The sequence below is a fragment of the Arthrobacter sp. Br18 genome, from assembly GCF_000520555.1.
GTDB lineage: Bacteria > Actinomycetota > Actinomycetes > Actinomycetales > Micrococcaceae > Arthrobacter_D.
This window is the reverse complement of record NZ_KI914892.1, coordinates 5,127-17,744: the sequence shown is the minus strand read 5'-3', so window position 1 is coordinate 17,744 and position 12,618 is coordinate 5,127. Positions and strand designations below refer to the sequence as shown.

Sequence of the window (12,618 nt, the reverse complement as noted above, 5' to 3'; positions counted from 1 at the left end):
GAACGCGCTGATCGGCACCGTTACGACCACCGAGACCGCGCCGGCCCCGATCACCACCGGGATCGATGAGCTGGCCCTGGTGGATATCGATGACACGATCAAAGCGAGCTACGGATACAAGAAACAGGGCGCCGGTTACGGTTACTCCGGGGTCAAGGGCCTGAACGCGCTGATCGGCACCGTTACGACCACCGAGACCGCGCCGGTCATCGTCGGGGCCCGCCTGCGCAAGGGCGCCACCAGCTCAGCGCGGGGCGCCGGTAAATTCGTGGCCGACACCCTGGCCGCCGTGGGTAGGCTGCGGTCGGCCGATGCGGAGTCCATGGTCCTGCTGCGGGCAGACAGTGCCTATTACAACCACGCGGTCACCGCCGCCGCGGCCAGGGCCGGGGCGAAAGTCTCGATCACCGCCCGGATGGACCCGCACGTGAAGAAAGCCATCGCAAGGATTCCCGGGACTGCGTGGGAGACGATCAAATACACCAACGCCCTCTTCGACGAGGGGTCCGGGACCTGGATATCCGACGCAGAGGTCGCCGAGACCGGATTCACCGCATTCATCTCCAAGAAGAAGGCCGATCAGATCACCGGCCGGCTGGTGGTCCGCCGGATCCCGGAACTGAACCGCAAAGCCCCCACAGGCCAGGAAACACTGTTCGATACCCACCGCTTCCACGCGTTCTTCACAACCGCCGAACCCACGGTTCTGGACACCGTGAAGGCGGATAAAACCCACCGCGCCCACGCGGTCATCGAGCAGGTGCATTCCGATCTGCGGGCCGGGCCTCTGGCTCATTTGCCCTCGGGCCGGTTCAACGCCAACGCCGCCTGGCTGATCGCCGCGGTCATCGCGTTCAACCTCACCCGTGCCGCCGGCACCCTGGCCGGGGGCCAGTTCACCAAAGCCGCCACGGCAACGATCCGGGCAAAAATCATCAACGTCGCCGCCCGGATCGCGTCCTCGGCCCGGCGCATCACACTGCACCTGCCCGAATCCTGGCCCTGGCAAAAGAACTGGGAGAAGGTCTTCAAAACCGTTTACCCACCACCGCAACCAGCCTGAACCTCCGCCCACCCAGCCGCTCACGGCGCAACCGAAAACAACAGTGGAACATCCCCGGACAGACAGGCCCGGAGATCAAACCTGCCGCCAGCCGGAAACACAATCCAAAATCAAAAACCGGCACTCACCACCAGCCCACCGGTGGATTCAGGCTTAGGTGCGCCAGCCGCATCCCGAAGCTCCTCCATCGGGATGCGGAGCACCACGAAGAAGGCCTTGAGGATAGTCTCGCTCGGGTTCCCCGCGCAGGTACTTCGAGATGGATGTGTTGGAAACCTTCACACCCTTGGTTTCCGCGATTGCTTGGATACGCCGCGCGGACAATTGCTCGGTGTTGGAGTCATTGAGCAGATTGGAGAGGCGGCTCACCGCTCCATGTCCTCACCGCGGCTCTTTCGCTCCTGCGGGGGCCGGCGGTTAGGAGGCTGTGGTGAGCCCGACTGGGGTCCTCGTGGTGGTAGGACATTGCGCGCGTGATGGGGAAATTCAGCACGCATTCGTCGACGGTGAGCTTGTAGCTCCGGGTCGAGAGTGGGCTGTGGGTTCTCCTCACCGTTCATCGTCCTGGTGATTCGTTGGACGTCCCACTTCGCCGCTTCCAAACAACGCCGCAAGCAACCTGAGATGCAGCTCCCGACCGGCGAAGAGGTGCTCCGGGCGGTGGCCTGCTGCAGGTCTCGCCTGTGTCGCAGAGCTTTTCGCCGGCCTACCTGTGTGAGTAGGTGAGGCAGTCGGCGTTGTCAGCTCCCGGGCCGACGTGGACCTCGGATGCCTGGCACATCAGGTGGTCGTTGTGCACGCATTCGGAGCGCTGGCATGCCCCGACGTCCGCCAGGACCTTGGGCAGACCTCCGTGGGTTCCGGTGTCAATGAAGGTGGTGCAGGATGCATGGTCTTCAGTGCCGCCGACTGTGATGGCTGCGGCGTTACATGCGGAGTGGTCGTTGAAGGAACAATTGCTTACGCTGCAGTCTGCGACGTGCGTTGTCATGGGATCCTCCGTGGTTCGGCTGCCCGGGACGGGCCGCTTCTTCTGTCCACGGTAGGCCTGTCCGGGCTGATCAAAAAGACCCAGTTGTGTGCCCTAATTGCCCAACGCTACAGCGTTGGCGTTATCGACGGGGCTGACCGTCGCCCCGGTGGCACCTCGGAACCCGGGATGGAGGTTCCCGGCGTTTGGGGTGCCATTGGTTCCGGAGCCGGATTTGCCAAGGCTCCAGTACGCTCTGAATTCAGATTGTCTGGGGTCCAGTCCGAGCTGATTCACAAGGTATCGGCGCAGGCTCTTCACGGTGCCTGCTTCGCCGGCTACCCACGCATACATGGCGTGTGTGTTTTCCTGTGTGGCCGTGTTTACCTGGCGTTTCGCCCGCACGGCCCCGTACAGCAGCTCACCGCGGAGCGCGCCTGTGGGATGTCGTGCCAGCCAGCTGATCTGGACTCCGGAGTCGGTGCTGATGTCCTGAAAGTCGCTGCCGTCGGGTACTTCCAGGAACGCATGGCCGGTGACATGGGCCGGCAGGGCTTCGAGGATGGAGCTGATCGCCGGAACTGCGGTTTCATCGCCAGCCAGAAGGATCTGCCGGGCCCCTTGGGGGTTCCACCTTATACCTGTTTCACTCAGTCCGGTGGCAGCGGTGATGGCTTCGGCGTCGGGGCCGATGATGACCGCGCCGGTGCCGGGTGCGGCCGCCCGGGCCCAGTCCGAGGCCGGGGCGCCGTGGCCGTCGGCGGCGGGGTGGATGACGAAATCTACGTCCAGCTCCCGGCAATGGGCTGTGGCGCGGAGGGCGCGGACGGTGTAGCTGCGTATCCAGCCGCGTCCCGGCTGTTCTTTCTGGAGCCAGTTCCGGTACCAGCCCTCGCGCAGCTGTCCGTCCGGTGGGCCTGGCCTGGACAGGGTCTGTCCGGGAACGGACAGCAGCATCTTGATCCTCAGGTCAAGTGTCGGCCCCGGGACCCCGAACCGGTCCAGCGCCGGGCCGGTGAAGGTGATGCGGCGGAAATGCGGGGTCAGGTCCTGGACGCGGCGGACGATGACGTCGAACACGCGGACCGGGTGAGCGGGGGTAAGTGCGGCGGCGCTCATGGATCTGCTTCCTTTTTCGGCGGTTCGGCCGGTATGAAAAGACGGTGCGTTTTGAAGGGACTGTACGGCGGGCTGTAGTAGGAGGAGTTTGCCGGAGCAGGCAGCTGTCAACAACAATGCACCGGGCCCGCCCCGAGTATTGGGTCAGGGCCTGGGCTGCAAGGAGGCATTCCGGAGCCCATCCAGGTGCCTGCGGAGGGCTCCGGCTGCGAGGTCGCGTTCCTCCCCGAGGATGAAGGCCGAGACGCCCGCCTGCCGCCAGCGGTCATGTGACTCCGGCGTGCGGGAAATCGGGCAGAACGGAACGCCGTGTTCCACGCACGCGGTGTGCAGGCGGTCCAGGGCGTCAAGAACAACCGGGTGGCGCGTTTGCCAGGGCAGACCATAGGACTGGGATAGGTCTGCGGGGCCTGGGATGATGAGGTCCACACCCCCGCCGGCAAGGATCCCGTCGATGGCGTCGACCCCGGCCGCGTCCTCGATGAGGGGTATGACCATGATCTCCTCATTGGCACGGGCGATGTACTCTGCGGGGTCGATGAGGCCGAAGCCGGAAACGCGGTCGACTGCCAGCGACCGCTTACCCTCGGGGTGGTAGCGGGCGGCCTGGATGGCGGCGTCGACGTCAGCTCGGCTCTCCACGTGCGGGACGACGACGCCCATGGCGCCCGCATCGAGCGCCCGGAGCGTGGCTGAGTGATCAGCAGGTGCTATGCGGACCAGAGGTGTAAGGCCAACCGCTTCCGCCGCGCGAATCAAGTTCTCCAGCTCCTGCGGGTCCACGAGGGAATGCTCGCAGTCAAGGACCACGAAGTCGTAACCCGTGCAGCCGATCATTTCGACCAGCGCCGGTGAGGGGATGGCGCAGAAGAGGCCGTAGACAGGCTCNNGGCGAGCCTGTCCTTGAGTCGATTCGAACGGAGCATGTGTTTTCCTGTCTCAGAGTGTGGGCCGCCCGCGCGGGTGCCGGAGCCGATCGGGAGGACTGGACAAGGTAAAGACATATTACGAAAGACTCTTGTGCGCAAATTATGGCGGCATGTTGCATGCCTGCCCACCTCTCGGATTGACTTCCATCTCCCTATTCAAGTTAGCTTAGCCTAGCCTAATAAAACTTAGTCGGGCCTGGTCTGACTGCGACGCAAGGAGTCCGTCACGCCGTGCCTTTACCTCACCGCAATTAACCCCACCGACGCCGTCACGAAGGGTTTCCTGCCCGCCGCGGCGGCAATGGGCATCCCGGTCGTCATCTTGACCGACGACCCCGTGGCTCATGCTGCAGCCTACGCCGGGATAGCTCATGCGCCACTGGCCGTTGAGCAGACCGAGGTGCACGATGCCGGGGCCGTAGCAGCGCGTGTCCTGGCGCTCGAACCCAGGTACGGGCAGGCACGCGGACTACTCAGCAACAGTGACCACCTGCAGACTCAGACGGCCATGGCCGTCTGAGTCTGCGGGCTGCCCGGGAAGGATTGGCACGCAACCCTTCGCTGCAAGAACAAGTTCCTCACCCGCCGGGCGTTGTCGTACATCGGCCTGGACCATGTTGTCAGTGTCGAGCTCGGCCCGGGGGAAGATCTGTCTGCCATTACCGCGGAGCTGGTGTTCCCCGCAGTGGTCAAGCCCCGCGAAGGAGTGGCCAGCGAAGACGTCCTGCTGGTGCGGGACCTCGATGAACTTCAGGCGCAAGTGGAGAGGATCCGGGAGCGACGCGGCGACGCCGCCCTGGTCATCGAGGAATACCTCTCCGGCGAGCTGCACACCTACGAGACGCTCGGTGACGGCCATACCCTCCAACACTTTGGTTCGTGGCGGACCACGCTTGGGGATCCGCCGTACTTCACCGAAACCAGCCGCGACTGGGTTCCGGCACTACCCGAAGAGGTCGAACAGAGCCTGCTGGCCCAGATCAAGGCTCTGGGGGTGGGACTCGGGGCCTGCCATACCGAATTCGTCGTCGACGGCGGCCGGGCCCGCATCATCGAGGTCAACTATCGGCTGATCGGCGACACGATGGACCTGATCTGCTCAGAACTGCTCGGCGTCGACATCTTCGCCGCGGTCATCCGGCTCCATCTCGGCGAGCCGCTTCCGGACGGACTGCCGCGCCCAGCCGAGCTGGGCCGGCAGGCACGCATCCATTATGTGACGGCCGATCGTGAAGGCACCCTCCATGAATCGCCCGCCGAGCTGTCCGCGGATCTTCCCGGCGGAGTGAGGCTGGGTCACCGCAGGCTCCGCGACCCGGGTGTCTCGGCGCCGCTGCACGGCACCAACCGCGATTACCTTTCGGTGGTCCATGCACTGGGGCCGTCCGTGGAGTCCGTCCGGACCGCCGTCGAGGACTTCATCGGTTCGAGCCGATGGAGCGTTGGGGCATGAACCCCGCAGCTATCGCAAACCAGGACACAACCGCGGGGTTGCTCGCCCGCGTCTTGGACGCCCTGTTGCGCGAGGATCATTTGGGACTCCAGAGCAATGGCCATTCCGTCCCCGCGCCGGACGGGCTCGCCGGGCACGCCGACTGGTGGAGCGCCCCGTTGCCTGGCGGCCGCGTCGCCTATCTATCCGTGCGCGACGACGGCTTCCTCGCCGACCACTCCGTGGCCGACTCCCTGCTGGCAGTTGACGAAGGATCCGGGAAACTGCGCGTCGAGTCCACGCTCGACGGCGTCCTGGCAGCACTCGCGCCGCGCGATGACGCCGAGGCCGAGGCCGGGTGGGTGGCATTCACCGAGGAGTGCCGGCAGACGGCAGAGGTGTTGCGGCTGCACGATGCCGCCGGCCCCGCCCTGCAGGGAAGGCTTGCTGCCGGAACGGAGCAGGGATTTTCAGGGCTCCTGCAGCATGAAGCGCTTGCGGCACTCCGGGACCACCCTGTGCATCCGACCGGCCGTTGCCGCTGGGGTATGGACGAGGATGAGCTGCGCAGTTACGCCCCCGAATATCTCCCCGAATTCGCCTTGAACTGGACCATCGTGCCGCGCAAGCGACTGCGGTTCTCCGGTTCTCTCACACAGGGCCGTCCGGACTGGTGGCCTGCACCGTCCGGACTGGGCTTCGACCCAGACTTGGACCGGGACCACGTGGCCATGCCCGTGCACCCGCTCACCGTAGCCCGAGCCGAGCTGACCGCCGTTGCTGCGGCCGGGCCGCTCGTCGTGCCGACGTTGTCGACCCGCACAGTCGCCCTCTCCGCCAATCCCGGCGTCCACCTCAAGCTGCCCCTGCCGACAGCGACTCTCGGCCAGCGGAACCGGCGCACCATCAAGCCGGGCACACTGGCCGTCGGGGAGCAGGTCCAGCACCTGTTGGCCGAGGTACTGGGGCGGGAGCCCCGGCTTGCGGCGAAGATCCTGTTGGCGGACGAGTCGGTCTGGGCCGACAGCGACAGCGACTTGCTGGCGGTGCTCGTGCGCAGTTACCCTGCCGAGGTTGCCCAGGACACCCTTGTCCCCGTAGCCGGACTCCTGGCGCAGGACCCGGCCCGGCCGGAGCGCCGGATAGTGGAAGCGCTGGCCGCGCAGGCAGGCGGAGGCGTCGCTGAATGGTTCGACGCCTACTTCTCCGCCCTGCTGGACTGGCACGTGGCACTGTGGCTGCGCTACGGCATCGCCTTGGAAGCCCATCAACAGAACATCACTGTCGCCCAGGGGCCCGGCGGGCTGCGGCTCGTTTACAAGGACAACGACAGCGGGCGCATCGATTGCTCCCGCGCATCTGCAGCCCTTGGCCGCCCGGTGCGCTCGGAGGACTTCGCCGACTCGCGGATCACTGTCCAGGATCCTGCGGAGCTCGCCGACATGGTCACCACCATCACGCTGCATCTGTGCGTCGCTGCCCTGGTGGTTGAGGAAGCCGGCGAGGACCGACGTCGTCGGGCAGAGCTGCTGGGCCTCGCCCGCGGCCGCCTCCTGGAGGCGGTGGAGCGGTGGTGCGATCCCGGCGACGCCGGATCCCGCCAGGCTGCGGAACTGATGCGTTCGAGTGTGCTCGATGCCGACCGTCTGCCGATCAAGGCCATGATCACGGCTGGAACTCTGCTCCCCAAGGAGCGGCTTGGCTGTACGGACGTGAACAAGTACTACCTTCGCACGGGGCCCAACTATTTCAAGGCCACAGGATGGCAGTGATGCGCCGAGGCGAAATCGCTGCAGTGGCAGGAGCCCACTTCGCTTCGGCTTTTGCAGCCTTCGGCCTCTTCGGCCCGGCTGCCCCGCTCGCTCTACCCGTCGTTGTCGGCACCATTCTCGCCCTTGCGTCCGGCAGGTTCGCTGCCGCGCGATCCCCCATAACTGTCAAGACACTCGAACGGAGTCCGAAGTGATCACACCAATCCTCACCAGACCGCGGCTTGCCAGCGAGGCGGACCTAACATCAGCGCATACGCTGCTTGGCTGCCTCATCCGCGAAGTGTCCGCCCCTGACGGCCAGATGTGGGTCGACGGCGGCCATCTGCTGCTACGCCTTCCGCACATCGGCAGTCTCCTCCGTGCCCGCCTCCTCCGGGTCTCCACCGTGGCAGCCCACCGTTTCGCCGGTGCCATCCAGCACCAGGACGCCGCATCGGGATCGTGGGAGGACATCGACCTCCAAGAGCTTGCTGCTCTCGTTACGGCCGAACTCACCGCCCGCACCGGGGAGGACAATGAGGAGTTCGCAGCCCAGGTCCTTGCCAGCCGCGACAGCCTCGCCGACATCCTCGACGCCCGCCCGGACGTCCCTGCCCGCACGATCACTGAGCCGTTCGCTGCCTTCATCGATTCGGAGCAGTCACTCATCGCCGGGCACCCGCGCCACCCGGCCCCGAAATGGCGTTCCGGGGACGCCGGCAAGTGGCGGCAGTACTCGCCGGAGACACGCACGGCTTTCCCATTGCACTGGCTCGCAGTGCCGGAAAACCTCGTATTCGAGCAGTCCGTTGGCGGTGGCTTCGATGAGCACGCCTCGACCAACCGGCTGCTGGCCAAAGCGGCTCCGGACGTGCCCGCCGGCCACAAAGCCTTGCCGGTGCACCCGTGGCAGCACCGGTTGCTGAGTACCGACAAGGGACTTGGCCCGGTCCTGTCCGCGGCAGTGGCCGACGGTACGATCCTGGACCTCGGCCAGACAGGCCTGCCCTTCCACCCCACGGCCAGCGTGCGTACCCTCTACCAACCGGAAACGGATGTCTTCCTCAAGACAAGCCTGAACGTCCGGATCACCAATTGCCTGCGCAAAAACTCTGTATACGAGCTCTCCGGCGCCGTCGAGCTCACCCGTTTGCTACGTGAACCCTTGGCCGAAGTCGCCATAATGCACCCGAATTTCACGCTGCTCGAGGAGCCTGCCGCGCGCAGCGCCCAGCTGCCGGAAAGCTACGGAACCCCGGAGCAGCGGCTGGCGCTCCTGGAAGGACTCGGTACCATCGTCCGTACAGGCATCGCGGGCTGGGCCCTACCCGGGCAGACCGTTCACCTCGCCGCCAGCCTCACCGCCGCACCGGACCCGGCCGGCACCCGGACCCGGCTCTCGGACCTCGCGGACCCGGCGGATCCCCGGGCATGGGCCCGACAATGGTGGAAGAGATACGTCCAGCTGATGGTTCCGCCCCTGCTGCGGCTATGGGCCGAACACGGCGTCGTCCTCGAACCACACCTACAGAACGTCCTGGCCGTTCTCGGCCCGGACGGCATGCCGCTGCAGATCCTTGCCCGCGACCTCGAAGGCACCAAGCTTGTGGGTAGCCGCCACACCGACGTCCTCGCCGCATTGCCTCCGGAGATCTCCGGAGCCGTTGCCTACGACGAGGAACAGGGCTGGAACAGGATCGCCTACTGCCTCTTCGTCAACCATCTGGCCGAGATGGCCGGCGCCCTGGCTGATCTGGCCCCGGAACCGCCCGGCTTCGAGAACGAACTATGGGACATTCTGGGTGGCACGGTTGCCGAGACGAGTACTGCACTGGGCAATCCACCCCGGCTCCGCGCACTGCTCGCGGGAGTGCCCCTTCCTGCCAAGACCAATATGTTGATCCGCTGGCAGCGTCGCGCCGACAAGCTCGCGGGATACGTTGCGTTTCCCAACCCCTTTGGCGGCGCACTGACCGAGGAGCAGCGACGACCATCGCAGAAGAACTGATTTTGCGCCCGCAGGGGACGGCGCTGCCGGAGCGGGTCAGGGACGCAGCCTGCGCACTGGCCGACGGCGGCGGCGTGCCCGCTTACATTTACGACCTCGAGCACCTCGCGGGGCATCTGGCAAGGATCCGCTCGGCCTTCGATCAGGCCGGAGGCGGGATCGAGATCCTCCACGCCGTCAAGGCCAATCCCGATCCCCGGCTCCTGGCGGTCATCGGCGCCCACGTCGACGGCCTCGAAGTGGCCAGCGGGGGCGAGCTCGCCCACGTCCGTTCCCACCTGCCCGGGGTGCCGCTGGCTTTCGGCGGTCCCGGCAAGACCGACGTCGAACTGGCCGCAGCACTCGACGCCGGCGTCCACCGATTCCACGTCGAGAGCCTGCACGAGCTGCGCCGGCTCGACCTCTTCGCCCGGGCCGCCGGAACCGTGGCCCCGGTCCTTCTCCGGGTGAATATTCCGTCCGGGACCGCCGGCGACGGGGTTGCCGCCCTGACGATGGGCGGCGTCCCCAGCCCCTTCGGCATGGACCCGGCAGAGGCTGAAAAGGCCGCTGTCGAGCTGGCCCAACTGCCCGGCGTCGAGCTGTTCGGCATCCACGCCCATCTGGCCAGCGGCCACGGACCCGCAGGCTGCGTCGCCCTGGCCTCATCGGTGCTGGACTGGGCCGCCGCGTTTGCCGCACGCCATGGCCTGGATGTGAGGGAGGTCAACGTGGGCGGCGGCATGGACGTGGACTACGCGGATCCGGACCGGGTGTTCGACTGGGACGAGTACGCGCGGCTCCTTGCGCCCTTGGCTGAGGCATACACTCCCCTGACGGTGCGCATCGAGCCAGGCCGCGCGATCAGCGCATATTCGGGCTGGTATGCCACCCAGGTCCTGGACCTCAAGCGCAGTCACGGGAAGGTCTTTGCTGTCTGCGCCGGAGGCACGCACCATCTGCGCACTCCGGCGGCCAAGGGCCATAGCCAGCCCCTCGCCGTCGTACCCCGCCACGGGTGGGGGCGGCCCTGGCCGCGCCCGTCCGAAACCGGGACGGAGATGACCTTCGTCGGTCAGCTGTGCACGCCCAAGGATGTCCTGGCGCGGGACATCACCGTGCCGCGCTTGGCCGTGGGCGACGTCGTCGTCTTCGGCATGGCCGGCGCCTACGCGTACAACATCAGCCACCGCGACTTCCTCATGCATCCCGCGCCCGCGGTGGTGCACCTGGAACGAACTGTCTGAGGTGGCTGTGACAGGGGTTTGACTGGCCCCGGCCGGACGGTTGACTATGGCCCCACCTGAGGACTCTCCAGGCCGGTTTTGACGGTTCGCCGTAGATGGCAGTCGTCGGCTGCGCGACCGTCTGGTTGGGGCCTACCCCAACCAGACACGACAGCTTTACGTCTCCGTTGCTTGGAGTGGTTTCGCGCATCGGTAGGAGCGGCCGTGCAGACGGCTTCGGACATTCCGTGCAGCCGTCTTCGGAAACTGTCAGGGGCTTCACCCAGCAATTCCTCGTCACTCCCATTCCCGTATGCCCTGTCCGAGATTAAGCCCGGTGAAGGTCCCGTATACGGGACGCGGCTCGGGCCGATGCCCCCGCTCACTGGCGTCTCGAAAAACTACAGTTTTCTAGGACACCGACTCCTCACTGCCGACGCTTGAGAAATTCCCCGAGATTCCGGGATGTCGGGTGTCTTGGGAAGTCGTCTCGGTGTGAAGCGTCTCAGTAGTCGTGTCACTGGGACTTTGTAAGGCAGACTGCTTGGATGAGGCATCTTGGATACACCCGTGTGAGCACTTCGACCCAGGACGCGAAGCTGCAGCTCGACGCACTCGTCGCCGCCGGGGTGCAAAAACGTGATGTCTTCGCTGACGTCACCTCGGGAAGCAGGACCGCGCTCGAGCGGCCCGGAATGAAGAAGCTCCTCGAATACGCCGACGAGGGGGACACTGCCGTGGTGTGGCGCGTCGACCGACTAGGTCGATCCCTCATCGACGTCCTGAACACGGTGAACCTATTGCGCGAACGAGGGATTCTGGTCCGATCCCTCTCGGACGGCATCGACCCTGAAACCTCGACAGGCCGGCTGATGTTGAACATGCTGGCAACCCTGGCGGAGTACGAGCGTGAACTAATTGTCGAACGCGTCAATGCTGGCATTGTCGCTGCCAGACAGAACGGAACCCGCTTCGGTCGGCCACGTTCAGATCCGAAGGTCATCGCTGCGAAGCTCGACGTTGTTGTCGATGCCCGTCGAAAAGGGAAGACCGCTGAAGAGGCCGCGCAGCTCGTCGGTTGGAGCAGGGCGACGCTGTACAGGCACCAGCAAGCCATAGCCAGCAGCGAAACCCCGACAATCTAGGCTTGGCACACCCACAGTGCGTTGAACGGTTGAGACCGCCGTCCTTTTTGCACAGTGGCTATGCCGTCCCGTTTTGGTTGCCGGATGTACTGTCCGTCCTTCTCTTGCCTCTTTGTGGAAGATGGGGCTCTTCGGAAGACTCGCCGACGAAAGTGTTATCTAAGTGCCATTGGAAGAAGGGGGCTGTCGATTCATTATGTTGGCGGCACTCGTTGCCGGCGAGTGTATCCAGCAAGTGATCGACGTCAGGTGTTACGGGCCGGGACGAACGGACAACGTCGCCACTGGCGTCGACGGCGATCAGTCCACGTTCGTACAGACTGTCGCAGCCCAGCAAACAGATCAGCATCGCCACAGATACAAAGTCCCTGCGTTCCTCTTCACTACAGGCCCATCGCGGCTTGATATGCCCAGCCACCAGCAGACTCTCCGGCAACGCGCGGTGGCACATCGAGCATCGCAGCTCTGATCCCTCAAGCAAGACGGATCGTAGGTAATGCTGTTCTACTCTCCGCTTCGCCAGCACGAGTTTGTCCGTCTCAGTCAGATCTGCACCTGAAAACGGCTCTGCGTACTCGTTGGCGTCTGTCTCTGGGATCTCGGCGACCTCAACGCCAGATAAAGCCAGAAGCTTCTCAGCGCTGCTTTCTGATAGCGGAGACAGATAAACGGGCTCATCGTAATTGAGGGTGTAGGTGGGGTCTGAAGCCGCCTGATTCGAGCAGGCTGCGGGCGATGTAATTGGTGAGGTTACGGAAGCCGAGGGCCGAGCCGCGGAGGTGCTCGAGGCGGCCATTGATCGCCTCCGTGGGCCCGTTGGAGGTGCCGGGGCGGTCGAAGAACGCGAGCACATCGACGGCGCGTTGCTTCAGGGTCCGGCCAAGCCGGCGGATCTCGACCAGGGCGGCGGGCACGCCGTTGGTGACCGCGCCGATCACGGCCTGCATCAGCTCCTTACCCTTCGTCTTATTCGGTTCCCGGTAGGCGGCGACGATC

Annotated in this window: 11 protein-coding genes and 1 pseudogene; 8 read left to right on the top strand and 4 right to left on the bottom strand. The window is 65.3% G+C overall.

Annotation, left to right across the window (positions count from 1 at the left end; all coding sequences use genetic code 11):
* A partial coding sequence (locus Y704_RS0116120) for an IS1380 family transposase (protein WP_026550872.1) occupies positions 1-1,063 on the top strand: 1,063 nt, incomplete at its 5' end.
* Between the two features lie 706 nt (positions 1,064-1,769).
* On the opposite strand, the gene Y704_RS0116115 is transcribed toward Y704_RS0116120, so the two are convergent.
* From Y704_RS0116115 to Y704_RS22065, 3 genes and pseudogenes are all read right to left on the bottom strand, one after another.
* Complete coding sequence (locus tag Y704_RS0116115; protein WP_026550871.1) at positions 1,770-2,054, bottom strand: DUF1540 domain-containing protein; 285 nt, start codon at positions 2,052-2,054, stop codon at positions 1,770-1,772.
* Positions 2,055-2,147: 93 nt separating this feature from the next.
* Positions 2,148-3,152, bottom strand: a complete 1,005-nt coding sequence (locus Y704_RS22070; RefSeq protein ID WP_051477252.1) for a siderophore-interacting protein — start codon at positions 3,150-3,152, stop codon at positions 2,148-2,150.
* A gap of 144 nt (positions 3,153-3,296) precedes the next feature.
* Positions 3,297-4,019: pseudogene (locus tag Y704_RS22065) on the bottom strand (aldolase/citrate lyase family protein); the annotation flags it as partial.
* A 399-nt stretch (positions 4,020-4,418) separates the two neighbouring features.
* Between Y704_RS22065 and Y704_RS24910 the strand changes: the two are divergent.
* The 7 genes from Y704_RS24910 (at position 4,419) to Y704_RS0116075 (ending at position 11,622) form a co-directional block, all read left to right on the top strand.
* A complete protein-coding gene (locus tag Y704_RS24910; protein ID WP_216699000.1) occupies positions 4,419-4,601 on the top strand; it encodes a hypothetical protein in 183 nt (60 codons plus the stop codon).
* A 72-nt stretch (positions 4,602-4,673) separates the two neighbouring features.
* On the top strand, positions 4,674-5,534 hold the full coding sequence (locus Y704_RS22060) for an ATP-grasp domain-containing protein (protein ID WP_216698999.1): 861 nt from the start codon (positions 4,674-4,676) through the stop codon (positions 5,532-5,534).
* Entirely contained in the window at positions 5,531-7,285 is a 1,755-nt protein-coding gene (locus tag Y704_RS0116095) for an IucA/IucC family protein (RefSeq protein WP_051477250.1), read from the top strand. Before Y704_RS22060 ends, Y704_RS0116095 begins: the two co-directional genes overlap by 4 nt.
* Positions 7,285-7,479 carry a hypothetical protein gene (locus Y704_RS0116090; RefSeq protein ID WP_026550869.1) on the top strand — a complete coding sequence of 65 codons (195 nt, stop codon included), beginning with the start codon at positions 7,285-7,287 and terminating at the stop codon, positions 7,477-7,479. Before Y704_RS0116095 ends, Y704_RS0116090 begins: the two co-directional genes overlap by 1 nt.
* Positions 7,476-9,272 (top strand): IucA/IucC family protein, encoded by a 1,797-nt coding sequence (locus Y704_RS22055; protein ID WP_216698998.1) that lies wholly within the window; start codon positions 7,476-7,478, stop codon positions 9,270-9,272. The genes Y704_RS0116090 and Y704_RS22055 overlap by 4 nt, the downstream gene beginning before the upstream one ends.
* A gap of 74 nt (positions 9,273-9,346) precedes the next feature.
* Complete coding sequence (locus Y704_RS0116080; protein WP_253904377.1) at positions 9,347-10,498, top strand: type III PLP-dependent enzyme; 1,152 nt, start codon at positions 9,347-9,349, stop codon at positions 10,496-10,498.
* A 527-nt stretch (positions 10,499-11,025) separates the two neighbouring features.
* Entirely contained in the window at positions 11,026-11,622 is a 597-nt protein-coding gene (locus Y704_RS0116075) for a recombinase family protein (RefSeq protein WP_026550867.1), read from the top strand.
* 674 nt (positions 11,623-12,296) lie between these two features.
* Here Y704_RS0116075 and Y704_RS25425 read toward each other — a convergent pair.
* The coding region (locus tag Y704_RS25425; RefSeq protein ID WP_035773152.1) for an ISL3 family transposase at positions 12,297-12,618 on the bottom strand (322 nt) is incomplete at its 5' end.